Origin of the sequence: Komagataeibacter melaceti (assembly GCF_003403295.1) — a bacterium.
GTDB classification, from domain to species: domain Bacteria; phylum Pseudomonadota; class Alphaproteobacteria; order Acetobacterales; family Acetobacteraceae; genus Komagataeibacter; species Komagataeibacter melaceti.
On the sequence record NZ_QUWV01000090.1, the window covers coordinates 1 to 20,659 of the forward strand.

30 protein-coding genes are annotated in these 20,659 nt (G+C 59.5%); 17 read left to right on the forward strand and 13 right to left on the reverse strand.

Translation table 11 applies throughout. The annotated features are described in order from the left end of the window. Positions 1 to 23: 23 nt before the first annotated feature. Entirely contained in the window at positions 24 to 311 is a 288-nt protein-coding gene (locus DY926_RS10815; RefSeq protein ID WP_158551953.1) for a GIY-YIG nuclease family protein, read from the reverse strand. A 340-nt stretch (positions 312 to 651) separates the two neighbouring features. Here DY926_RS10815 and DY926_RS10820 point away from each other — a divergent pair, with 340 nt between their 5' ends. The 3 genes from DY926_RS10820 to DY926_RS17015 all read left to right on the forward strand — a co-directional run bounded on the left by DY926_RS10820 (position 652) and on the right by DY926_RS17015 (position 1,839). Beyond that, positions 652 to 1,029: a hypothetical protein gene (locus DY926_RS10820; protein ID WP_116703382.1), complete on the forward strand. Its 378-nt coding sequence runs from the start codon at positions 652 to 654 to the stop codon at positions 1,027 to 1,029. A 158-nt stretch (positions 1,030 to 1,187) separates the two neighbouring features. Further along, the gene (locus DY926_RS17010) at positions 1,188 to 1,406 is read left to right on the forward strand and encodes a hypothetical protein (RefSeq protein WP_148707761.1); all 219 of its coding nucleotides are present in this window, start codon (positions 1,188 to 1,190) and stop codon (positions 1,404 to 1,406) included. After that, positions 1,399 to 1,839 carry a hypothetical protein gene (locus DY926_RS17015; protein ID WP_148707762.1) on the forward strand — a complete coding sequence of 147 codons (441 nt, stop codon included), beginning with the start codon at positions 1,399 to 1,401 and terminating at the stop codon, positions 1,837 to 1,839. The genes DY926_RS17010 and DY926_RS17015 overlap by 8 nt, the downstream gene beginning before the upstream one ends. Before the next feature lie 25 nt (positions 1,840 to 1,864). Here DY926_RS17015 and DY926_RS17280 read toward each other — a convergent pair whose 3' ends face one another. Continuing rightward, positions 1,865 to 2,002 carry a hypothetical protein gene (locus DY926_RS17280; protein ID WP_158551955.1) on the reverse strand — a complete coding sequence of 46 codons (138 nt, stop codon included), beginning with the start codon at positions 2,000 to 2,002 and terminating at the stop codon, positions 1,865 to 1,867. Positions 2,003 to 2,288: 286 nt separating this feature from the next. Between DY926_RS17280 and DY926_RS17285 the strand changes: the two genes are divergently transcribed. The 13 genes from DY926_RS17285 to DY926_RS18115 all read left to right on the forward strand — a co-directional run bounded on the left by DY926_RS17285 (position 2,289) and on the right by DY926_RS18115 (position 8,261). Further along, a complete protein-coding gene (locus tag DY926_RS17285) occupies positions 2,289 to 2,441 on the forward strand; it encodes a hypothetical protein (RefSeq protein WP_158551957.1) in 153 nt (50 codons plus the stop codon). Positions 2,442 to 2,523: 82 nt separating this feature from the next. Beyond that, a complete protein-coding gene (locus DY926_RS10830) occupies positions 2,524 to 2,823 on the forward strand; it encodes a hypothetical protein (protein WP_116703384.1) in 300 nt (99 codons plus the stop codon). An 82-nt stretch (positions 2,824 to 2,905) separates the two neighbouring features. Continuing rightward, entirely contained in the window at positions 2,906 to 3,097 is a 192-nt protein-coding gene (locus DY926_RS10835; RefSeq protein WP_116703385.1) for a DUF1653 domain-containing protein, read from the forward strand. Continuing rightward, positions 3,094 to 3,282 (forward strand): class I SAM-dependent methyltransferase, encoded by a 189-nt coding sequence (locus DY926_RS10840; RefSeq protein ID WP_116703386.1) that lies wholly within the window; start codon positions 3,094 to 3,096, stop codon positions 3,280 to 3,282. The genes DY926_RS10835 and DY926_RS10840 overlap by 4 nt, the downstream gene beginning before the upstream one ends. Continuing rightward, positions 3,282 to 3,749 (forward strand): siphovirus Gp157 family protein, encoded by a 468-nt coding sequence (locus DY926_RS10845; protein WP_116703387.1) that lies wholly within the window; start codon positions 3,282 to 3,284, stop codon positions 3,747 to 3,749. Before DY926_RS10840 ends, DY926_RS10845 begins: the two co-directional genes overlap by 1 nt. After that, positions 3,746 to 4,606, forward strand: coding sequence for a recombinase RecT (locus DY926_RS10850; RefSeq protein ID WP_116703388.1), 861 nt, complete (start codon positions 3,746 to 3,748; stop codon positions 4,604 to 4,606). The genes DY926_RS10845 and DY926_RS10850 overlap by 4 nt, the downstream gene beginning before the upstream one ends. Then, on the forward strand, positions 4,603 to 5,187 hold the full coding sequence (locus tag DY926_RS10855; protein ID WP_116703389.1) for a 3'-5' exonuclease: 585 nt from the start codon (positions 4,603 to 4,605) through the stop codon (positions 5,185 to 5,187). Before DY926_RS10850 ends, DY926_RS10855 begins: the two co-directional genes overlap by 4 nt. Before the next feature lie 159 nt (positions 5,188 to 5,346). Then, on the forward strand, positions 5,347 to 6,183 hold the full coding sequence (locus DY926_RS17635; protein ID WP_206609044.1) for a hypothetical protein: 837 nt from the start codon (positions 5,347 to 5,349) through the stop codon (positions 6,181 to 6,183). Continuing rightward, entirely contained in the window at positions 6,180 to 6,374 is a 195-nt protein-coding gene (locus DY926_RS10870; RefSeq protein WP_116703391.1) for a hypothetical protein, read from the forward strand. Before DY926_RS17635 ends, DY926_RS10870 begins: the two co-directional genes overlap by 4 nt. A 40-nt stretch (positions 6,375 to 6,414) precedes the next feature. Continuing rightward, positions 6,415 to 7,317, forward strand: coding sequence for an FAD-dependent thymidylate synthase (locus DY926_RS10875; RefSeq protein ID WP_116703392.1), 903 nt, complete (start codon positions 6,415 to 6,417; stop codon positions 7,315 to 7,317). Then, on the forward strand, positions 7,314 to 7,877 hold the full coding sequence (locus DY926_RS10880) for a DUF3310 domain-containing protein (RefSeq protein ID WP_148707763.1): 564 nt from the start codon (positions 7,314 to 7,316) through the stop codon (positions 7,875 to 7,877). Before DY926_RS10875 ends, DY926_RS10880 begins: the two co-directional genes overlap by 4 nt. Then, entirely contained in the window at positions 7,874 to 8,044 is a 171-nt protein-coding gene (locus DY926_RS17550; RefSeq protein WP_186336149.1) for a hypothetical protein, read from the forward strand. Before DY926_RS10880 ends, DY926_RS17550 begins: the two co-directional genes overlap by 4 nt. A 55-nt stretch (positions 8,045 to 8,099) precedes the next feature. Continuing rightward, positions 8,100 to 8,261, forward strand: a complete 162-nt coding sequence (locus DY926_RS18115; protein WP_408886054.1) for a helix-turn-helix domain-containing protein — start codon at positions 8,100 to 8,102, stop codon at positions 8,259 to 8,261. Here the strand turns inward: DY926_RS18115 and DY926_RS10890 are convergent. Beyond that, complete coding sequence (locus DY926_RS10890; RefSeq protein ID WP_116703395.1) at positions 8,212 to 9,471, reverse strand: tyrosine-type recombinase/integrase; 1,260 nt, start codon at positions 9,469 to 9,471, stop codon at positions 8,212 to 8,214. The two genes, DY926_RS18115 and DY926_RS10890, sit on opposite strands and share 50 nt — an antisense overlap. Before the next feature lie 324 nt (positions 9,472 to 9,795). On the opposite strand from DY926_RS10890, the gene DY926_RS10895 reads away from it, so the two are divergent. After that, positions 9,796 to 11,025 carry a tyrosine-type recombinase/integrase gene (locus tag DY926_RS10895; protein ID WP_116703423.1) on the forward strand — a complete coding sequence of 410 codons (1,230 nt, stop codon included), beginning with the start codon at positions 9,796 to 9,798 and terminating at the stop codon, positions 11,023 to 11,025. Here the strand turns inward: DY926_RS10895 and DY926_RS10900 are convergent. From DY926_RS10900 to DY926_RS10950, 10 genes are all read right to left on the reverse strand, one after another. Then, the gene (locus DY926_RS10900; protein ID WP_338034339.1) at positions 11,014 to 11,310 is read right to left on the reverse strand and encodes a helix-turn-helix transcriptional regulator; all 297 of its coding nucleotides are present in this window, start codon (positions 11,308 to 11,310) and stop codon (positions 11,014 to 11,016) included. The two genes, DY926_RS10895 and DY926_RS10900, sit on opposite strands and share 12 nt — an antisense overlap. A gap of 499 nt (positions 11,311 to 11,809) precedes the next feature. Next, complete coding sequence (locus DY926_RS10905) at positions 11,810 to 12,259, reverse strand: hypothetical protein (RefSeq protein ID WP_241503169.1); 450 nt, start codon at positions 12,257 to 12,259, stop codon at positions 11,810 to 11,812. 519 nt (positions 12,260 to 12,778) lie between these two features. Then, the gene (locus DY926_RS17290; protein WP_158551959.1) at positions 12,779 to 13,165 is read right to left on the reverse strand and encodes a hypothetical protein; all 387 of its coding nucleotides are present in this window, start codon (positions 13,163 to 13,165) and stop codon (positions 12,779 to 12,781) included. Positions 13,166 to 13,467: 302 nt separating this feature from the next. Further along, the gene (locus tag DY926_RS10920; protein ID WP_186336150.1) at positions 13,468 to 14,067 is read right to left on the reverse strand and encodes a PadR family transcriptional regulator; all 600 of its coding nucleotides are present in this window, start codon (positions 14,065 to 14,067) and stop codon (positions 13,468 to 13,470) included. A 141-nt stretch (positions 14,068 to 14,208) separates the two neighbouring features. After that, a complete protein-coding gene (locus DY926_RS10925) occupies positions 14,209 to 17,487 on the reverse strand; it encodes an efflux RND transporter permease subunit (RefSeq protein ID WP_116703400.1) in 3,279 nt (1,092 codons plus the stop codon). Positions 17,488 to 17,580: 93 nt separating this feature from the next. Further along, positions 17,581 to 18,099: a Fur family transcriptional regulator gene (locus DY926_RS10930; protein WP_116703401.1), complete on the reverse strand. Its 519-nt coding sequence runs from the start codon at positions 18,097 to 18,099 to the stop codon at positions 17,581 to 17,583. Between the two features lie 45 nt (positions 18,100 to 18,144). Continuing rightward, positions 18,145 to 19,008, reverse strand: coding sequence for an energy transducer TonB family protein (locus tag DY926_RS10935; protein WP_116703402.1), 864 nt, complete (start codon positions 19,006 to 19,008; stop codon positions 18,145 to 18,147). After that, on the reverse strand, positions 19,005 to 19,514 hold the full coding sequence (exbD, locus tag DY926_RS10940) for a TonB system transport protein ExbD (RefSeq protein WP_116703403.1): 510 nt from the start codon (positions 19,512 to 19,514) through the stop codon (positions 19,005 to 19,007). Before exbD ends, DY926_RS10935 begins: the two co-directional genes overlap by 4 nt. Before the next feature lie 6 nt (positions 19,515 to 19,520). Next, positions 19,521 to 20,264, reverse strand: a complete 744-nt coding sequence (gene exbB / locus DY926_RS10945; RefSeq protein WP_116703404.1) for a tonB-system energizer ExbB — start codon at positions 20,262 to 20,264, stop codon at positions 19,521 to 19,523. Beyond that, positions 20,261 to 20,500, reverse strand: coding sequence for a hypothetical protein (locus DY926_RS10950; protein WP_116703425.1), 240 nt, complete (start codon positions 20,498 to 20,500; stop codon positions 20,261 to 20,263). The genes exbB and DY926_RS10950 overlap by 4 nt, the downstream gene beginning before the upstream one ends. Positions 20,501 to 20,659: the final 159 nt, after the last annotated feature.

Consider the following 20,659-nt stretch of genomic DNA (forward strand, 5'->3'; position numbering starts at 1 on the left):
AACTGCAAAAGAATGGCGCGGCTTCAGGCAGCATAAGCCCGCTCAGCCGCGGCGTTATCAGCCCCCAAATGCCCAATCCGACAGGCTGTTAGAACTTCGTCAGATGCCTCAAACCATTCCCCAGAAACCCGGAAACGCGACAAACGATTATGAATAGCCTTTTCTTCCGCTTCGCCCCCAACAAAGGCGCGCAGCAATACCAATTGGTTCGCGCTACCCGTCTGGAGCATCTGCATGCGGCGTCGAACATTGTTCGTGCTGCCAATTTTTACCGGTCCATCACTTCCAGACCGAATGAAGTACACAGGCATTACACGCGCCCTCCCTCGGCTACAGGGCGCGCAATATCGGACGGCCATTCCTTATCGGAAGGCCAGTGGTTGCTTATCCATGCGACCGCACGGTGATAGCTGCGTGTCTTAAGATCCCCACCAGACTTCACTCGTGGAAGGGTTCGGCTATTTTTGAAAATGATCCCCGAAACTGTCGCGACCGATACGCCACGCGCCTCGCAGTAGGCATCAGTCAGTTTCGCGAGCTTCTCTGTGAGTTCCATAACGGAACAATGCGGTCATTTGACCGCTTCGTCAACAAGAAAGTGCGGTCGTATTACCGCATGCAAATTTCTTCAAAAAACGGCAAAAAGACCACATGAGCGTAGAGGAGTTCTTCAGCGTCTATGACGCAGCCCTGAAAGCCGCCGGATCGCCATCGGAGTCATCCGTCATGCGCGCGGCAGGCGTCGGTATCGACGCATTGAGAAATCATCGCCGACGCCGAACTTCGCCTGATCTGCTCACAGTGGTAAAAATAGCTCACACCCTGAATGTGCCGCCATTTGAGTTCTTGAAGCCTCTGGGGCTGACTCCGAACATGCTCTTCGGTCCTTCTCCGGATCAGGAGGGAGGTGATGTCGCGCATGATGACTTTGAGCGCATCCTCCTCAAGATCTGGCGCGCTATGAGCCAGGAAGAGCGACTTGGCCTGATGGCGCTTCTCAAGGCCAGAATCGACATCAATGCAGCCTGACCCATCCCCAAGCACCCGTAGGTCTTTTGCCGCGTTCCCGTCCATTGTTTCCCTTTCGTTCTCATGGAACGATAGCAGAACCGACCGCGTGATTGATATACGTAATTTGGATATGGGTTATACGAATAAAATAATAAATAGGCGCAAGGATTAAATGCATGAGTATCGAAGACTTACCGCCTCTAACTAATAACCAAATCAGGATGGCGATAACAAAAGTTGCCATTAATTCCGCTCAGGCAATATTCACAATTAAAGGAATAATATCTGAAGCAGGAATAAATATAACAGATGAGCGCTTCGAAATTTTAAAAATGAACCACGAAAGGCTTATCGATGTTTGCCATGAATTACTCGGAATAGATAAAGATGAGTAAAGATCATGATTTAAGCAATATATTTCATCTTGTTTACGATAACGATAAATCAAAAACCAAAAAATCTGGCGGAGACGGAGTTGACGGAAGCGGAGGCCCTCCCCATGATCCAGATATGGATCGCCGTGTTGGAGCTTTAGAGACTAAAGTTGACGGCATCAAGGACACCTTGAGCGCCATACGGGAAACTCTTGCCGAGATTAAATCGTCTACAGCGACGAAAGATGACATTGCGGCGATTAGTGCCAATATATCTGAGATTAAAGGCGAATTGACCGCTAAAGCCACAGCCGCAAATGTCGCAGAGATTAAGGGTCGCGTCGATGCGCTGCCGACAACTGCTAAAATTGTCACTATAGGGTCCGGGTTAACCCTTTTTGGTGGGATCTTAGCCGCCCTCTATCATGCTGGCGTATCACACGGACTGTTCTAGAGTTACCCCGCTTCGGCGGGGTTTTTCATGCCTGCACCACAGCCACGCGCCCCACTTCCTCCAGCGTCTCGGTCCGTGGCGCACCATCCTCCCCCACATAGAACCGGAACACGCTGGCTCCCACATCATCGGTCAGCCCTGATTTGACCTGATAGAGCCGCATCAGTGCCTCCTGCTTGGATTTGCAGCTCACCAGGCCAGTCGGCCACGCATATTGAGCACCTTCCCTCCCCTCCATCTTATAGGCTTGGAACACGTAGGCTTCATTCTGGGGCGTATGCATGGCGAATCTCCTCCCCATGTTCTTATTGCGTTCTCATAGAGTCGGGAAAGCTGTTTTCCACGTTGCGGCCAGATGACCAAAAAAATCTTGTGTGCGGTCATTTGACCGTTGACGAGCGCGGTCATTTGGCCGCATGATGTTCCCATCACCAACACGGAGATGGGCAGTGACAGATACCCCGGTTGAGCGCCAAGCAGCTCCCGAAAATACCACACCGATCATGGATACATTTCTGGCCCGCTTCCTCGGCATGGCCCTGCTCGGCGCCATGCTTCTGGGAACGGTGTTCTACGCGTTTTCCACTGTCGCAATGCCCTGACACGCCCAGGCCACCGGGATTGCGGTCCCGGCAGTCTGGCCGAGTTGGCCGAGTATTTTTCAAGTAATGAGAGGAATTGATTATGTGCAGTAATCTTCCTGACGGTTGTTCGCAGACTGATATTGACCGCCAGTTCCGAAAGGAAAATTCGGCGCTTGCGGATAAGGCGCGGCGTGCCGAAAAGCTGGCCAAGATGCTCAAGGACTGCCTCTATGAGGCGAAATGGCTTTTCGGCAACGATGGTTGCGCGGAAACACTTGATTGGCTTCCGGATTGTATTTCTGAGGTTGAAGGCGAAGTAAAACGCCTTGATAGCGGCCTTATCGAACTCGAAGACAAATGGGAAGCATCGCGCTCTATGTTCTTGGAGGCTGCGGAATGACCTTCCCCCTGACATCCCACCAGTACGCCCGCGTCCGGATCAACCGGCGCACCATGATGAACCATTTGGGGAGGAAGGGGCTGTGAGCGAACCCATGTATCGCCACAAGAAACGTGGTGGCCTGTATGTCGTGCACGGTCGGGCAACGCTTCAGGTTGAGGGGCCGCACGATATGGCGGAATGTGTGATCTATTCCAGTACGACGGATGGCCGCGTTTGGGTGCGCCCGGCGGCGGATTTCTTCGACGGTCGTTTTGAGGAAGTCCAGCCATGACTTACCTCACTCCCCGCCAGCTTGAGGCTGCACGCCGGAACCTGCGCATGATGGACCCGTGCACCGACTGGCAGCGCATCACCGGCCGCGACGATCTGGAAATCCCCGCGTGGCCGTTCCCTGATTACAACGCCGTGTGGCTCCCGGGTGGCCAGCGGGTGCCATTTGGTGAGGGACGGATTTGATGTCCAGTCTCGCAACGGTAATGGACCGGATCTACGTCGAACAGGTCGCTCCGGTAATCAAGACTTTCAATGCCTCGCGTGTCGCTTCCAAAGCAACCGGCGCGAACGTGGACCAGATCGCGCTTGAGCAGATCGCCATGCTGGAGCTGTGGGGCAAGGAAGCCGCAGCGCAGGCAGCCACACTGCGCAAGGTGCTGGCAGGAGATATGGAGGGCACCGGCGTCCTCGCGTTTGAGAGCGAGCACTATACCGGCAGTCTGGCCACGTCGCCCCAGACCGCGACCGTGACGAACGAACAGGCCCTACGCGCCGCGCGCCCCGACCTGTTCGAGCCGCAGCCGGATAAGCTGAATCGCGCTGAACTCACCAAAGCACTCAAGCAGGGTGAAAGAATTGATGGAGCCACGTTGAGCAACGGCGGCGCAATGCGCCTCGTGATCCGTGGCAAGAAAGGAATTGCAGCATGAACGCTCTCACCGCGCAGGGCCATACGCCCGCCATTCAGATCTCCAGCTTTGACCAGCTTATGAAGTTCGCGGACATCGCGTCACGTAGCGGCATGGTTCCGGCTGCATACAACGGCAAGCCCCAGGCTGTTCTGATAGCTGTGCAGATGGGTTCCGAGCTTGGTCTTGCGCCGATGCAGTCCCTTCAGAATATCGCGGTCATTAACGGCAGGCCGAGCGTCTGGGGTGATGCCCTGCTTGGTCTCGTGAAGGCATCTGTCGTTTGCGATGACGTGGTTGAGACGATGGAAGGCGAAGGCGATGCCATGACCGCCATCTGCGTTGCCAAACGCAAAGGAAAATCCCCGGTCGAAGCGCGGTTCAGCGTTGAGAATGCCAAGAATGCGGGCCTGTGGAGCAAGCAGGGTCCGTGGAAGCAGTATCCCAAGCGTATGCTACAGATGCGTGCTCGTGGGTTTGCTCTGCGTGATGCGTTCCCCGATGTGCTGCGCGGCCTGATTACGGCAGAGGAAGCGGCCGATATTCCGCAGGATGACTTCCGCAATAGCGTGGCCAATCAGCGGCCTGTTGATGTGACACCGCAGACGCGCCGCGTCGAACAGGATCGCCCGTTCAACCATATTGCCTATTTCGAGAACAAGCTGGCTGACTGCCGCAATATCGCGTGTGTGGATGCCCTCTGGAAGAAATGGAAAGCGACGATCGAGAAAGCCGAAGCAGTTGGCCGCCCCATTGCGCCGGACATCATCGAGCGTGTGCAAGAAATGCTTGGCGATCGCATGGGCGAGGTCGAACAGACCGAACGCCAGAAGGCCGAAGAACTGGCAGCGGCTCCGATTGAGGAACCGGCGGCATGATTCTGTTTTTCGACACCGAGACTACAGGCCTGCCAAATTATCGTATCGCGTCAGGACATGAGGATCAGCCGCATTGCGTGCAGCTTGCGGCGATACTTACCGAGACGGATGGAACAGAGCGCGCCAGCATGAATGTAATCATCAAGCCGGATGGGTGGGACATACCAAAACAGGCTTCAGACGTGCATGGAATTACAGAAACAATAGCTGATATGTGTGGCATCCGTGAGGTTGTAGCCGCCGCTGCATTCTATGACCTGAGCCAGCGTGCCAACCTGTTGGTGGCACATAACATTAAGTTTGATCTGCAAATCATCGGGACAATGTATGCCCGCGCCGGTCGTAACTGGCGGCTTCCGTCTGGGCGCGCCTGCACGATGGAGAAATCATCTCCGATCGTGAACTTGCCGCCAACTGATCGCATGCGCGCGGCGGGCATAGATAAGCCTAAAGCGCCGAAGCTGGGCGAATGCTATCGCCACTTTTTCGGAGAGGAGCTTATTGGGGCGCATGATGCGTTGGTTGACGTTCGCGCATGCGCTCGCCTGTTCTTTCACATCCGCGATGGGGTGAAAGCGTGACAAGCGATGCCGCCGAACCCGCCCATCTGACGGCAGAAATACCATGGATGGAGCAGGTCAGGCTTCACATGAGGGCGCATAGAATAACCGCGCTCAACTCAGGCGACAAGTTCAGGCTGCATGTCTGTCAGGAAATCGAAATGTCCCCATGGGACGCATTTGTTCTGGTGGTTGGTGACAGTGTGCAGTTCTGAAGAACTGATCCACGACGAGCGCCAGGTTGATTTGGAAGAAGCGATAAAGATGAACGAAACACCGATGTATCTTGTGCCGGGGCGGCTGACGGAAGCACAGCGCGCGGAACTGGCGAGGGATAAAGATGCGATCGACGCATTCTCTGGCGTGATGTTTCAGAAGATGCAGAAAGCAATGACCAAAGGCCGTGGAGGATGGGAGAAATGCGCTCCCGCAGACCTATCACGTATGCTGCATGAGCATGTCGAAAAAGGCGACCCAGTAGATGTAGCCAACTTCTGCATGATGCTGCATGCGATGGGTTCCGGTATTTCCCCCATCCAGCCGTGCGCGGATGTGGAGACGGTCACAGGCCCTGATGACTGGTGCCCTCTCGTCCGTCGCGTTGACATGGCCGCGCAAATTGCGGTTCGGGATATGGAGATTGAATGTCTCCGCGCCGACATGGAAACGCAGGCATCCGAGGCGCTTATTCGCGGCCTGAAAGCTGAAATACGCGACCGCGATGCGGAGATTGCGCGGTTGCTGGCGAATCAGCCTCTCCATGACAGGGTTGTTCATGAAAATGGAGAATTGAAACGAGCAGTTGCCCTGATGCAAGCACAAGACGACAAGGCTCTCACTCAAGTAATTGAAGAGCGCGACGAGTGCGAGCAGGTAATATCTGACCTGTATCATGCCGCTATGGGCGAATACCCGGAGTGGTCCAATAATTTCGGATACCGTGATGCTGTGGAGGATGTCGTGGATTATGTCCACGCGCTCAGGAAGAAAGCCCTCAACGAAGGTGCGGCGGTATGAGCAATAAGCCGGATTTTGATGATTTCCATCATATAGTGGATATGGCTGGTCGCGACGAATACCAGAGCGTTTCTGTTGACCGCGCCAAGGCGGCGAAAGAACTTCTGGTTGATATGGTTCGCGAAGATGCCCGCGTTGAAAGCATGACGGTGGCCGACCTGATTTCTATGCTTCGGGATGTGGTGGAATGAGCGACTGGAACGGCCTGCCAGATCAGCCGGAGCGCGATGCATGACCATCACAGCCACTTCAATCCTCGCCAGCGTTGATGCGGCGGGGAAGCGGATCGACACGCTGCTGCTGAGGTATCCTCGGTTTATCCATGCCGAGGAACTGACGCACCGCATCATCGAGACCCAGCCCGAATGTCTGTTCTATGAGGCTATCGCCGATGGCATGATGTATTGCGAGGATCTATCGCGCAATGCCTCTAGCAGCCGGGCGATCCCTGTCTTGCGCATGATCGCGGATGTGGAGCGCGATCCTGTGGAACCCTTATTCTGGGGTGCCAACCAGCCTGGCATGCAGGCCAAGAAGGCATTGACCGGCATTGCGTTGCGGGTGGCTAAGTCTCATTGGACCATGGCTTTCCTCAGTGCGGTTGAGCATGCCCGTGCAATGGCTGAGATCGGTGCTCACAAGCAGATCGTCAACCGTATCCTTGAGCCGTTCGCCCACATCAACGTGGTGGTGACGGCTACGGAATGGGACAATTTCTTCGCCCTGCGCGACCATGAGGACGCCCAGCCGGAAATCCGTGCGCTGGCTCAGGCCATGAAGGAAGCTATGGAAAGCGCGCGCGTGCAATCCCTCGATATCGGCCAGTGGCATCTGCCTTTCGTGACGCCAGAGGAAATCCGCGAATACCAAGGGCTGATGGACCCGACCGGAAACCTACGGGCCGTATCTTCCGCCCGGTGCGCCCGCACGTCCTACCTGACGCATGATGGCCGGAAATCTACGCTTGCTGAGGATGTGGCGCTTGGGGAGCGCTTGACGCGCTCTCGGCCATTCCACGCCAGCCCATTCGAGCAGCAGGCCACACCCTATGTTCCCGGCTTCCACGACGAAACCGACCAACGCAATTTCCGGGGATGGGTCCAGAACCGCGCCCTGATGGAGAAATACCTGTGACCGAAACACACACTCCCTACCAGCGCGGCCGCCGGGCGGCTGAGCGTGGGGCGCCCCGAGTGGTTCCCGATGATATTCACAAGGCCCATACCGGAAAAGATGACTGGTATCGTGGATGGGACAGCACGAAAGGAACAGCCGCAACACGCGGCGCGCACTACCAGGCCGGGCAGTTTCAGGCGTGGGATGTGACCCGATACCTGTCCGGCGACATGGCTCAGGCGTGGCAGTATGTCTATCGCTGCGGGCGTAAGGGGTCTGAGCAGGATGCTGTCACGGATCTTCGGAAGGCAGTGGACTTCATTGAGGACTGGATAGCGCATCAGGACATTCCGCCCTCTGGAAACCGCATGCCGCATAGGCTGATTGAACACCTTGATATTGAGACTGCCCATATTCTTGCAGGCGTTTGCGCATGGAAGCGTCCTATTCTTCGCCAGATTTTCTGGGCCGACATCGTCGGTGATGAAGTGTCCGGTGAACAGGATGCACGCTGCCGAATGCATGAAGTGGTCATTCCATTGATCCATGACGAGATCACGCGGCGGGAGGCGGCATGACCTACACCCTACGCATAGCAGGCGACCTGACTGAAACCGTCGAGCTGGTCGCCCAGACCCAGGACCGCGTGTTTCTGCGGTGGCGTGGGGAAATTGTCGCGGCGCGGCCGCAGGCCCGGCGCGCTATGGTGGAGAGCGGGCGGGTTTTGGAGGTGGGGAATGGGTGAAACAATGAACCGGACAGCATCGCCTATATCCGCATCCATCCAAGACGCGGTAAAAATGAGCGGCATTGGTCGTACCACCCTTTACGGCCTGTTGAGCCAGGGGAAGATCAAGGCCCGGAAATGCGGTCGCCGAACGCTGATCATGGTTGATAGCCTGGAAAGCTACATCAACTCCCTGCCCTACCATCAGCCTGATGGGCGCCAGGTATCCGACTGACGCACCAGTCTCCCCACTCCTGCATCATGGGCCGCCTACGCTCCAGCAAATCGCTGCGGGCATAGGCGGCTTCAACCTTATTGTCCTTCTCGTGTGCCAGAGCCGCCTCCGCGATCTCGCGGGGATAGTTTGTCGCCTCAGCGGCCCAGTCCCTGAATGTCGATCGAAATCCATGCGGCACGATAGGTTCGCCGGTAAGGCCATCCTTCCAATGAGCAGCGTCGTCTGTGCCTATGCCATTCATCCGACGCAGCAGCATGGTCATGCCCATGGACGAAATCGGCCGGCCGTTCCTGCCCGGGAACACATAAGAAACCGGGCCGTCCTTGTCAGGCAGCATCATGCCCAGCACCGCCATGGCATGAGATGAGAGTGGTACGCGATGCATCCGCTTGGCCTTCATGCGTCCGGCCTGAATGGTCCACGTGCGCGAATGAAGATTAATCTCTCCCCATGTCGCCTCCCTCACCTCGCCTGATCTGGCTGCCGTGAGGATGGCGAAAAGGAGAGCCCATCGGGCCATTCCCTCACGCTCAGAGAGGGCCAGCAAGAAATCTGGCGCCTTTCTCCATGGCAATGATGGATAGTGCTCAACGGCGCGTATGCTGGATTGCGTTGGCAGGATCGTGGAGAGCCGCCCCTTCCAACGGGCCGGGTTTTCCTGCGCACACCACCCGCGCGCATAGGCCGAGTCCATCACGTTCTCGATGCGGCCTCGCAGCCGTGATGCGGTTTCTGGGATGCAGTGCCATATCGGGCGCAGGATGTCCAGAACGTGATCTAGGGTTACATCCTGAACCGGCGTATCTCCTATGACCGGGTAAGCAAATCGCTCTAGCGTGCTGCTCCATTGGGCGGCGTGCTTTTCATTTCTCCACCCGGGCCGCTTGTCTTCGATCAGTGCTTGGGCAGCATATCGGAAGGTTTTTGCCATCTCGGGTTCCGGGGATCGATAAACGCGCCGTGCTTCAATGGGGTCTACTCCTTCCCGAATAAGCGCCTTAGCCTCGAGGGCTTTGATGCGGGCGGCGGCCAGAGAGATATCCGGGAACGATCCCAGCCCCATATCCCTACTGCGCCCCTTGAGCATGAACCGCAGCACCCAGTTCTTCCTGTCGGCCGATCTCACATGCAGATACAGGCCATTGCCATCGGCATATCGCCCCGGGATGGTCATGGATTTTACGGCTATCGCTGTCAGCTTGCTCATGGTCTGGCCCCCAAATCAGCCCCAAAGTAGCATCCGGCTGCCAGTGAACAAATAGGGACTATGGCGAATAATTCAGGCGCAGATATGTGACGGGAAACAGCGGATTTTGAATGACTGCGGACGATCATGAACGCTAGTAAGGAGGACTTCCCCTCCGCCAATTTTCCTTCTCAGACAATGTGAAATAGCGTCAAAAAGCTTGGTTTTCAGCCAGTTTTGGCGCATTCTTCATCTCGAAAGTTCCTGTTTTGTCTCATCCTATCTCGTCAGAAAGCGGGTATGGAGCGGGTATGAAGAACAGGCATAGCGGGTATGGAGATTGCGATGCTGACCGACGCAAAAATCCGCTCGGCCAAGCCGGCAGACAGGGCCTGGCGACTGGCAGACACGGGCGGACTATTCGTGCATATCACCCCGGCGGGAAAGAAGATCTGGCGGTACCGCTACAAATTCGAAAAGCGGGAGAAACTGCTGACGCTCGGGCATTATCCTGGTGTCTCGCTGGCCGAAGCGCGGGCCGAGCGGGAAGAAGCCCGGCGTATTCTTCGCGAAGGTCGTGATCCTTCGATGGAGGCAAAGATCGTGCGCCTTGCCGCGCGTGTGAATACGGCAACGACCTTTGAAGCTGTCGCGCGCGAATGGTATGAACAGCGCAAGGTTCTGTGGGCCACGCGCCATGCATTTGATGTGATCCGCAGTCTGGAACGGGATATTTTTCCCAAACTCGGTCATGTTCCGATCAATGGGATTACCCCTCCCGTCGTCCTTGCAGTGCTGAGGCAGATCGAGGATCGTGGGGCAATCGAGACGGCCCACCGCATCCGTCAGCGCATGAGCGATGTGTTTGTGCATGCCATCGCATCTGGTTGTGGTTCCTCCGATCCTGCTGCGGTTGTAGCGCCTGCCCTTCGTCCCGTCATACGAGGTCGGCAGCCCGCCATTACGGATCTGGAAGGCTTACGCAGCCTCGTCCACAGGACAGAAGCCGAAGAGGCTCATCCCGTGACCCTTCTGGCCTTGCGGCTGCTCTATCTCACGGCTGTCAGGCCAGGCGAATTACGGTTCGCACAATGGGCTGACTTTGAGGGTCTCGATGGACCAAAGCCCCTGTGGAATATTCCGGCGGAACGGATGAAAATGAAGCGCGACCATCTGGTGCCGCTTTCCCGGCAGGCCGTTGCGACCCTTGAGGCGCTCCGGCCATTCAGCGGGCGATGGCCGCATCTGTTTCCCAATACGCGTCGCCCCAGACAGGTCATGAGTGAAAATGCACTGGGTTATCTGCTTAACCGTGCGGGTTTCCATCACTGCCATGTACCGCATGGCTTCCGGGCATCGTTTTCCACCATCATGAACGAGCGTTTCAGAAGTGACCGGCAGGTGATCGATGTGATGCTGGCCCATTCGCTCAAGGATAAAGTGGAAGGCGCGTACAATCGGGCGATCTATCTGGAGCGGCGGCGTGAACTGGCGCAGGTCTGGGCTGACCTGGTCAGCGAAGGCCAGGTCAGCCTCGGGGAACTGATTGCGACAAAACGCCGGTCAGGTGCCTGATGTTCCAGCGGTGTTGATCCAGTCCTCGATAATGCCGGAATGCCAGCGAATTGTGCCGCTGGACAGTTTGCGTGGTCTGGGGAACGTCCCTTTACTGATATGCCGGTAAATGGTTGCCCGGCTCAGTCCGGTTCTTTCAGTAACCTCCCGTAGACGTAGAAGTCTGTTGTCGGGTCTGTATTCCGTTGCGTCCATGTTCAGATCCTCCATGTCTTGTCTGTTGGGATCAATCTGTTTCGTGTTCCTGATGTCTGCAGGACTTCCCGGTATGAATGGCGATGCCATGCTGCTTCCGGGGCATACCGGAGTGTTCCCGACTGCCTGTGAAGCAGTTACGGAACGGAACTGATTAAGACGGCACGAAGCTACGCGGCCGCAACCGATCTGGCCGGTGATAGGGGAACCGGATAGAAAGACTTGCAGGCGGCAGCCTGCTTGGACTGCAGGATCTCCATGGGAATCCTGTCCGGTTTCGGTCTGAAAAACGGTCGTGCCGGATGTCCTGCCCCGAGTTTTCGGGTTGCAGGCCGATTGCCTGACTGATGAGGCAGAAGTCGGATATCGCACATCGGCTTTAACGGATCAGACAGGGGCCTGGCTGATCCAGGCATTCGGATCGTCATGACGGTGAACTCCATGACGGGCGTAGGCGAGCCTCTCTCCCCTCTTCTCATCCCGTCACGAACTCCCGCGCAGCCCTCTGACTCTATGTCGCGACTGTACTGTATATGCGACATGAGAACTGATCATTTCCATTCAGAATGGATATAAGACATGGATCAGTTCACGGACCGATGCGGATGCCGGATACGTCTACCGTATCGGGAACCTGCTGGACCGCAGGCTGGGTTGGCGGGGTGGTCGTCTGGTGGGCGGAACTTTGTGCGCGCATGGGGAAATCAGGCGGCATGCAGTCTTTTGGCAGGCTGTTCCTGGCGGTCTGTTCTTCCGTGAAGGGACTGCTCTGCTCCATGCCGGGCCCCATACCCGTCGGCATCGGGCCGGGCATACCGCCTGCGCCTGTCATGCCGCCCATGGGAAAACCACCCATCATGCCGTGCCCGCTGCCGACGCCAAAGCCCGTGGTTATGCTGCCATGCACGCTACTATTGTGCGACGATGGCGCGCGCCAGCATTTATCGGTATGGTCGGGCAGTTGGTGACAGCCTGATATAGCCATCACGAGGACAGGTACGAAGAACGTGAAGACACGTCCTGTATTATGGTTGGACATGGAGAGTAGCGGCATCTCACCTGTTGGAACCCCAACCTTAATCCGCTAACCGGCTGTGTTCCCGTCACGAAATGTAAACCCGCAGCTTACCAGTCTTCGACGCTTCCCCTGTCTTTCTCATTGGGTGCAAACGGATCAGGCGGGTCATCCGTGGGCGGATCAAGCGGTTCGTCATCACTGCCCCAGTCCGGTATATCCGGTCGGGGATCATCCAGCGGACCGTCATCCGGGTCAGGCCCGGGATCCGGAATGGGTGTGGGTGGTGGCACCGTGGTCGGCGGTTCAGACGGCACGGGAATATCCGGATTATTTCTGACCTGCATCCTGAACATGACGTTCCTCCTCTGACAGGTCCACGTGCAACGGAAAGGGCCGGTGACAGGTTGCATGCGCGTTCCTGCCTGTCAGCGTGCTTTTCTGCCGGGTGTGTTCACAATGACCGGGCAGCATGGCGCGTCTCCGGTGTTTTCAACAAAAAAGGCCCGGCAATACGCCGGGCCTTCCGCTTGAGGGACGGGATCAGTTGGAACTGCTGCTGTTCTGGTTCCAACCGCCATTGCGGTCGCCGCCACGACCACCGCCGTGTTCACCCCAGTTGCCATTCTGGCTGCCGCCACCACGGTTGCCGCGCTCGCCGGGGCCATTGTTCTGGTCGCCGCGGTTTTCACCACCGCGATCATCACGCTGGCCACCGGGACCGTCGTTCTGGTCACCACCATTCTGGCGGTCGCCGCCCTGGCCCCCATGGTTGCCGTGGCCGCCATGCCTGCCACCGTGATGGCCGTGACCGCCATGGCCACGATGTTCGCCCTGCCCGCTGCCCTGGTTCTGGTCAGGGGACTGGGCCTGGGCTGCCAGCGGAAGGGAGATGCCAAGGGCAAGGGCAAACAGAATTGAACGCTTCATGATATATCCTTCAATCCGACCTCGGGTCCGTCGCGCCATGGGGACTGGAATGTGAGGTCGTATGATGTAATGGGCAGTATCGGGAATATCCGGGCCGGAACTGATGTTCCTACATGGGCCAGGACTATTGCGGTGAATGTTCCAGATAGCCGGATGGATATTCTGGAACGTGAGCAACATTTGTCCGGTTACTCACAAACCACGCCATGACATTCCATAAACAACAGATCCATACATGGCGGGATTATGGGGCATCCCTGCCCGGGCGACCTGTTGGCCAACCGGGGCAGGAAATCTCGCTTTCAGACCTGTCCGATCGCCCGGGCGGCGTCATCCAGCAGGGCTGCGATCTTTTCTTCGGCTTCCGTATCAAGGCCGCCGTTGCGCAGCCTCAGGCGCAGTGCCGTGCGCAGGTTTTCCATGCCGCGCATGACCGGCATCGGGACATCCTTGCGCCCACCCCTGCCCTCTGCCGCGCCGGTCGCGGCGCGGGCCAGTATTTCCTCAAGGGCCGCACGGCTGGCGGCAAGGAAGGCCTCGCCTTCCGGCGTGATGTGGTAGTTCTTGCGACCGTCGGCTTCGACAATCCGGGCATAGCCCGCTTCATCCAGCCAGGTCAGCGTGGGGTAGATCACGCCGGGGCTGGGGGCGTAGCTGCCACCGAACTTTTCCTCGATCATGCGGATCAGTTCGTAGCCGTAGGTTGGTTTTTGAGCGATCAGCGAGAGGACCAGAAGCCGCATCTCGCCATAATCGAACAGCCGGTGACGCCCGCCACGGCGACCACCGCCGTGGTGTCCACCGCGACCGTGATGGCGGCGGGGTTCCCCACCGCTGGCCATGCCTTCGGCGGAGAAAGTCTGGCGGTTACGACCGCCTGCGTGTCTGTTTCTGTGTTTCATGCTTACCGATATACGTTCCGATATATCTTACGTCAAGATATATCGGAATATATTTTTATCATTCCCGATAAACCCGCCCTTTCAGCCGCCGCAGGCAGTCCATCCGTCAGTCCCCTGCCCTGATCGCATGACCGGAAAATCTCATGATGTTTCTGCTTTCCTGAAAAAAGAGGCGCATCGCCCCACCAACAAATACAGGGCCGGCGTGGTGAACATGGTCTGGGCCTGACTGACGAGAAGGCCACCGATCAGCGCGATCCCGAGCGGTTGGCGTAGTTCCATCCCGTAGCCGCCCATCAGCACCAGCGGAAGTGCCCCAAGGGCCGCCGCAAAGGTGGTCATGACAATCGGCCGCAGCCGCAGCAGGCAGGCCTCACGAATGGCGTCCCGCGGCGTCAGGCCGCGTTCGCGTTCGGCGTGGATGGCGAAATCCACCAGCAGGATCGCGTTCTTGAGCGAGATGCCGGTCAGCAGCAGCATGGCGATCACCGCCATGCCCGAGAACGGTAGCCCGAACAGATTGAGCGCCAGGATGGCTCCGATCCCGGCCGAGGGAATGGTGGAGAGAATGGTCAGCGGGTGCCACACGCTTTCATAGAGCATGCCCAGCGTGATCCAGACAGCCAGGATGGCCGCGACGATCAGGATCTCGCTGTCATGGGTGCTTTTTCCAACATCCCCTTCATCGCTCTGCAATTCCCCGGTGATGGTCTCCGGCAGATGCAGGCTGCGCCATTCCTGATCGATAACGGATTGTGCCTGTGACAGGCTGACACCCGGCGCCAGTTCCAGCGCTAGCGCGGCGGAACTGGCGTAGCCGATATGGGTCACGGCCACCGGGTCGAGACTGGGGGTAATTCGCGCCACCACCGACAGCGGCACCAGCGTCTCCGCTCCCGTCGCCACGGCCGAGCCGGTGGACGCATTCGCCCCGCCCGCCAGTGAATTGGCGATCTGGTTTCGAAACGCCGTCGCACCGGTCGATGCCGTGGTGCTGGCCGTGGCCGACGTGACCACCCGGATGGTGTTGGACGCCGAACTGCCCGACGCTGATCCCCCGGACGGACTGACCCAGAACTGTTTCAGGATCTCGGGATCGCGCTGGAAGCGGTTTTCCACGGTCAGCACCACGTTGTATTGGCCGTGTATGGTGTAGACGACTGAGGCGGTGGTCTGGCCCAGCGCATCGGACAGGGTGTTACCGATGACCTGCGGCGTCACGCCAACGCGGGCGGCGGCATCGCGGTCGATCGCCAGCGTAATGCTCTGTCCGGGCGGATCGACGTCCAGGTCCACGTCCGTGAACTCCGGGTGATGCCGCAGGGCTTTTGCCAGCCTGCGTGTTGCCGGTCCCAGAAGCCGGTCATCCTCGCTGCGCAGGATGTAGCTGACCCCGCTGCTGTTCGAGCCGACCCGCATCATGATGTTGCCGGGCGCCTGGGCATGATATTCGGCGTGGATATCTTTCCCCATCCGGGCCACGACGCGGGCCGCGACTTCCGCTCCTGAAGCGCGCCCGGTGGAAAGGTCGCGCAGTGTGGCGAACACCATACCGTGGCTGGAACCTTCGCCGGTATCCAGATAGGCGATCACATGCGTCACGGCGGGATCCTCCAGCAACACCCTGCTGAACCGCTCCAGCCGCGCCTTGGTCTGGGCCAGCGAACTGCCGCTGCCCCGCGATCCACCCGAGACGATGCCCATATCCTGACGCGGGAACACGACCTTTGGCATGCGGGTGAACAGAAAGACGCCCACCAGCAGGGTCAATGGCAAAAGCAGCGCGGTCTTGCCGGGGTGGGTCAGGCAGATTTCCAAAATACGGCGATACAGACTGCCACTGTGTTTTTCATGATCCAGAAAATCTGCGGCATCGACGCCGTGGGAATGATCTTCCGCTACGGTCGGTTGTTCTTCGTTGATGCGGGCGTCTCTTCCCTCGGCAAACCGCATACACAACGCCGTCAGACACGGCGTGACCACGCAGGACAGAACCAGCGAGACGGTCACGGCAATGCCGACGGTGCCCGCAAACTCCCGGAACAGCCGTCCCGTCAGCCCCGAGGCCAGTCCAATCGGCAGAAATACCGCCAGCACCGACACGGTGATGGAGAGCAGCGTGAACGCCACCTCGCTCGCCCCGGCAATGGCGGCCTCGTCGATGAAAAGACCCCGCTCGCGCATGCGGATGATGTTCTCGATCACCACAATGGCGTCATCCACCACCAGGCCCGTGACCACCGTCAGCGCCATGAGCGAGAGGTTGTCCAGCCCGAACCCCGCCAGATGCATCGGCCCGAGGCTGGCGATCAGGCAGCATGGCACAATGATCGCGGCTGCGATGGATGCCGTCCATGACCGCAGGAACACCCACACCACGGTCAGTGCCAGAATGCAGGCGGCCAGCAGTGTCACCAGCGTGTGATGCAGCGAGGAGCGGATCACGGCCGAGCCATCCCGCGCGACCGCAATATCCGCACCGGTCGGCATCAGTATGCGCAGTTGCGGCAGGCGGGCCTTCACCGCATCGACAATGCCGACCAGATTGGCCCCCGGCTGGGCACGCACCATCAGGGTTAGGGCTGGTCTGCCATCAAAGAACGCGGCGGCATTCACGTCCTGCATGCTGTCGGTCACGGTGGCCACATCCCGCAGCCGGACCGGACGCCCGCTCTTGTAGGCAATCACCAGATCCCGATACGCATCGGCGTGTTCGGCCTGATCATTGACGGCCAACTGGTAACGCCGGTCGCCCATGTCGATCACGCCCTTGGGCGTATGCGCATTGGCCGAGGCCAGGGCCGCACGCAGGTCTTCAAACCCGATCCCGTATTTGAAGAACAGCAGCGGGTTCATCTCCACCCGCACGGCGGGGGCTGAACTGCCCATAAGGGTAACGTCCCCCACACCCCGCACCTGCAGCAGCATGGGGCGCAGCGTCGTGTTCACCAGATCATACAGCTTCGCCATGGACTGCATGCCCGGTGTCACCGCCAGAATGAGCACCGGTGTCGCGTTGGGGTTGGCGCGGTGGTATTGCGGGTCCGATCCCGGCGTGGTCGGCAGGTCGCGCCGGGCAGCCCTGATCGCCGCTTCCACGTCACGGGCCGCGCCATTGAGATCGCGCCCCAGTTCAAAGCCCAGCGAGATGGAGGTCTGCCCCCGTGTGGAGGAAGACATCATCTGTGTAACGCCCGCGATATTGCCCAGATGCCGCTCCAGTGGGGCGGCCACCGTGCGGGCCATGACCTCGGGCGAGCCACCGGCATTCGACGCCGAGATCGAGATCACCGGCAGGTCAACATCGGGCAGGTCCGAGACCGGCAGGAGAGGCAGCGCCATCAGGCCCGACAGCACGGCGGAGAGCAGCAGAAGGAGCGTCGCTACCGGGCGACGGACGAACCAGGCAATGAATTTCAAGGAAGATGTCCCGTCCCTGCGGGAGGGCTCTGTCTATAAAGACGATCGGCCACTGCGTTTTTTCAGCGACCGGATGAAAAAATGCTTCAGCGCTCAGCGGATGTCCGCATCACCCGCGGCTGGTACCGGCGTCACGGTAATGGCGGCGGCCTGCACGGCCAGCCCGTGTTCAGCCGCGGCCCGACGCAACAGGGCCGCCACTTCCGGCATCCGGCACGGAATCTTTCGGCCCGTTCCCGCCTCGACAAAGGTGACGGCCAGCCTGCCTTTGCGTTCGGGCGCAATGCTGTAATGCCACAGCCGGTCGGGCGAGACGTCGCGGCGCAGGATGTCGCGGGCGACCAGCAGGTTCAGGTTGCGCTGGATCGAGCCCTGGCTGGGTGGATGGCCGTCGGTCATGGTGCGCAGGGTCTTCCAGATCTCGATGGCCGTGGCCCCCGCGCCTGCCTCAAGGATGCCATGCAGCAGCACCCGGCGCAGGTCGGTCATCTTCACGCCCGCCTCCCGGCAGCGGTCCTCAAGCTTGCGCACCGCATTGCGACTGGCGCCCATGCCGGGACGGATCTGGTTCAGGGCGGGCGGAGAACGACGGTGTTCGGAAAAGGCGAGCATGGTGATGATCCTGTCACGATCAGAATAAGGGAATGGCCAGAAACCTCAGTTCCTGTCGGGGTGGATGTAGAATTCGACGGGTACGGTCAGGGTGATCGGATCCCCCGCGACACTGTCCGGCGGGATGGGGAGCGGCTGGGCGCGTTTGGGAAGCGCTATGGCTTCCTGATCCAGCAGCGTATGACCGGAACTGCTGGCCAGCGTCACCGAGAGCACGTGCCCCTTGCGGTCCATGGAGAAGGTTACGGTCGGAACACCTTCCTGATGGTCGGCCATGGCATCGGACGGGTAGCGCTTGAACTTTTCCAGTTGCGCCAGCAATGCGCCCTGCCAGGTCACCGGGTCATGCGATGCCTTGGAAGATGAGGCGCCTGGAGCGGGAGCCGCCTGCGTGGGCGCCGGTGGCGCTTCCGAGGACGGCGGCGCGGTCGTAGCCTCGGCGGGCGGCGTTTTGTCCGGGATGGGCTTTTTGAGCATCGGCACCGGCTTGCTCTTCTTGACGATCTTGCGCGGCTTCTCGGGCTTGGGCACCGGGACTGGCGGATTGGGCGCGGGCGACGGCGGAGCCGTGATCTTCGGCGGCTCGACCGGCACCGGATCGGGGATGGACTGGGTCTGCTGTGGTCCCGGCGGCAGGTCTGTGGGCGGGGTGGGTGTTGAGACCGGTTCCGGCGCCATGTCGATGGCAATGGCGGCAGGCGGTGGTTCGGGCACGGCCATCACGGGCGGCGGCAGACGCATGATCCACCAGACCGCCCCGCCATTGACCGCGAGCACGGCGAGGAAGGACAGGCCCCAGCGGAGCGCATCGTGACGTCGGGCCAGACGGGCCTGCCCCCTCTGCCAGTCGGAGAAGGACGATGGCACGGAAATATCCGCCCCCTGCGCCATATCCGTCGAACTGCTCACGGCGTGCCTGCCGCAACGGGAGCCGTAGCAGGAGCACTACCCGAGGTTGTGGAGGCGGTCGGCACCATTGTTGTGCCAGCTTCGCTGCCTTCCTCCTGTCCCTGCAGGTTGACCAACGCAACCTTGAGGTAGCCAGCGGAGCGCAGTTTATCCATCACGCCCATCAGTGTGCCGTAGTCCACCGTCTTGTCGGCGCGCAGAAAGATGCGTTCGTCCCTGTTGCCCTGCGTCGCGGTCTCCAGAGCCCCCGCCAGACCGTCCATCGTGATGTCATCCTCTCCCAGCGCCAGACCATGATCGGCCTTCACTGTCAGGAACACCGGGTCGTCCGGGCGCGGCGTCGGCTTTTCGCTCGAGGACGGCAGATCCACCGGCACGTTCACCGTGGTCAGCGGGGCGGTGACCATGAAAATCACCAGCAGGACCAGCATCACGTCGATGAACGGCGTAACGTTGATCTCGCTGGCTTCGTGCGGGCTTTCATCGGTATGGCGCATGCGGATCATGACGGCTCACTCCCCGGCCGCCGTGCGGACATCCCGCGCCTGCGGGCCAATGCGCACGATATTGCCCTGCGCCATGAGCATCTGCGTACGGCCCAGATCGCGTGAGACCAGACGCATGACCAGCGCAGTGAGGTCGGCAACCTGCGCGCGGCAGGACGCTGTCTGACGGGCGAGATGGTTGTAGATCACCACCGCCGGGATCGCCGCAACCAGACCGAGCGCTGTCGCCAGCAGGGCCTCGGCAATACCGGGGGCGACCACGGCGAGGCTGGTCGCCTTGCTGGCGGCGATGCCGGTGAAGGAGGTCATGATGCCCCAGACCGTGCCGAACAGGCCGATAAAGGGAGACGTGGCCCCGATGGTGGCCAGCACACCGGTGCCGCGCAGGAGCCTGCGTCCTTCAGCGGCCTCAAGACGTTCGAGGTGCAGGACGATGCGTTCCTTCAGCCCCTCGCTGTCGTCAGGAATGTCGGCAGAGCGTTTGCGCTCGGTCTCGGCGGCCATGACCAGCGTGTGGGCGATGGACGAATTCCCCCGTGTCCATTCCTCGCCAAGGTCCAGCGTATTGGCCTCTTCCAGCGCTTTTTCGGCCTTCTGGAGTTTAAGGCGCACGCGCAGCAGTTCGATCGACTTGGCGATGAAGATGGTCCAGGTCAGCAGCGAGGCCACAGCCAGCAGGATCATCACGCAGCGGACGACAGGACCGGCGTTGAGGAACATATCCCACGGGGAAAACGAGATCGGGGTCATGACTGACCTCCTTTGACAGACGATGTGCGGCACCATGCTTTGAACAGACAGGCGACCGTCACGATGAGGGGAATAGACAGGGCGGCCCATGACAGGGCCAGCCAGACGCCATGCTGGCCCAGCAGGGCGGACAGCAGGCCGAAGATGGTGAGCAGGCCCAGCGCGATCGGCCACGGCCAGACAGCGACGGGATGGCGGGTGGTGGGCACCTGCGGTGAGAGCGGATCGGGTGACATGGCGTTCACCGGCAGACCTCCGGGCTCAAACCGCTCCACCTCACGAAATTGCAGGGGGACGTCACGAATCTTGCAGCGGCGCCTCTCGCATCTTGCACACCCAGATCACGTTTCTTGCACACACCCAGGTCACGAATCTGGCATGGGTAAATCACGAAT

Excerpts from the sequence above, each read along its gene's own strand:
- DY926_RS10870 (WP_116703391.1), top strand. The coding sequence starts at position 6,180 with ATGAGCAATAAGCCGGATTTTGATGATTTCCATCATATAGTGGATATG.
- DY926_RS10930 (WP_116703401.1), bottom strand. The coding sequence starts at position 18,099 with ATGCTCGCCTTTTCCGAACACCGTCGTTCTCCGCCCGCCCTGAACCAG.
- DY926_RS10950 (WP_116703425.1), bottom strand. The coding sequence starts at position 20,500 with ATGTCACCCGATCCGCTCTCACCGCAGGTGCCCACCACCCGCCATCCC.
- DY926_RS10855 (WP_116703389.1), top strand. The coding sequence starts at position 4,603 with ATGATTCTGTTTTTCGACACCGAGACTACAGGCCTGCCAAATTATCGT.
- DY926_RS10850 (WP_116703388.1), top strand. The coding sequence starts at position 3,746 with ATGAACGCTCTCACCGCGCAGGGCCATACGCCCGCCATTCAGATCTCC.
- DY926_RS17010 (WP_148707761.1), top strand. The coding sequence starts at position 1,188 with ATGAGTATCGAAGACTTACCGCCTCTAACTAATAACCAAATCAGGATG.
- DY926_RS10830 (WP_116703384.1), top strand. The coding sequence starts at position 2,524 with ATGTGCAGTAATCTTCCTGACGGTTGTTCGCAGACTGATATTGACCGC.
- DY926_RS10900 (WP_338034339.1), bottom strand. The coding sequence starts at position 11,310 with ATGGCATCGCCATTCATACCGGGAAGTCCTGCAGACATCAGGAACACG.
- DY926_RS10895 (WP_116703423.1), top strand. The coding sequence starts at position 9,796 with ATGCTGACCGACGCAAAAATCCGCTCGGCCAAGCCGGCAGACAGGGCC.
- exbB (WP_116703404.1), bottom strand. The coding sequence starts at position 20,264 with ATGACCCCGATCTCGTTTTCCCCGTGGGATATGTTCCTCAACGCCGGT.
- DY926_RS10905 (WP_241503169.1), bottom strand. The coding sequence starts at position 12,259 with ATGTCCAACCATAATACAGGACGTGTCTTCACGTTCTTCGTACCTGTC.
- DY926_RS17280 (WP_158551955.1), bottom strand. The coding sequence starts at position 2,002 with ATGCGGCTCTATCAGGTCAAATCAGGGCTGACCGATGATGTGGGAGCC.
- DY926_RS10875 (WP_116703392.1), top strand. The coding sequence starts at position 6,415 with ATGACCATCACAGCCACTTCAATCCTCGCCAGCGTTGATGCGGCGGGG.
- DY926_RS10820 (WP_116703382.1), top strand. The coding sequence starts at position 652 with ATGAGCGTAGAGGAGTTCTTCAGCGTCTATGACGCAGCCCTGAAAGCC.
- DY926_RS18115 (WP_408886054.1), top strand. The coding sequence starts at position 8,100 with ATGAGCGGCATTGGTCGTACCACCCTTTACGGCCTGTTGAGCCAGGGG.
- DY926_RS17290 (WP_158551959.1), bottom strand. The coding sequence starts at position 13,165 with ATGAAGCGTTCAATTCTGTTTGCCCTTGCCCTTGGCATCTCCCTTCCG.
- DY926_RS10920 (WP_186336150.1), bottom strand. The coding sequence starts at position 14,067 with ATGAAACACAGAAACAGACACGCAGGCGGTCGTAACCGCCAGACTTTC.
- DY926_RS10840 (WP_116703386.1), top strand. The coding sequence starts at position 3,094 with ATGACTTACCTCACTCCCCGCCAGCTTGAGGCTGCACGCCGGAACCTG.
- DY926_RS17015 (WP_148707762.1), top strand. The coding sequence starts at position 1,399 with ATGAGTAAAGATCATGATTTAAGCAATATATTTCATCTTGTTTACGAT.
- exbD (WP_116703403.1), bottom strand. The coding sequence starts at position 19,514 with ATGATCCGCATGCGCCATACCGATGAAAGCCCGCACGAAGCCAGCGAG.
- DY926_RS17550 (WP_186336149.1), top strand. The coding sequence starts at position 7,874 with ATGACCTACACCCTACGCATAGCAGGCGACCTGACTGAAACCGTCGAG.
- DY926_RS10815 (WP_158551953.1), bottom strand. The coding sequence starts at position 311 with ATGCCTGTGTACTTCATTCGGTCTGGAAGTGATGGACCGGTAAAAATT.
- DY926_RS10845 (WP_116703387.1), top strand. The coding sequence starts at position 3,282 with ATGTCCAGTCTCGCAACGGTAATGGACCGGATCTACGTCGAACAGGTC.
- DY926_RS10890 (WP_116703395.1), bottom strand. The coding sequence starts at position 9,471 with ATGAGCAAGCTGACAGCGATAGCCGTAAAATCCATGACCATCCCGGGG.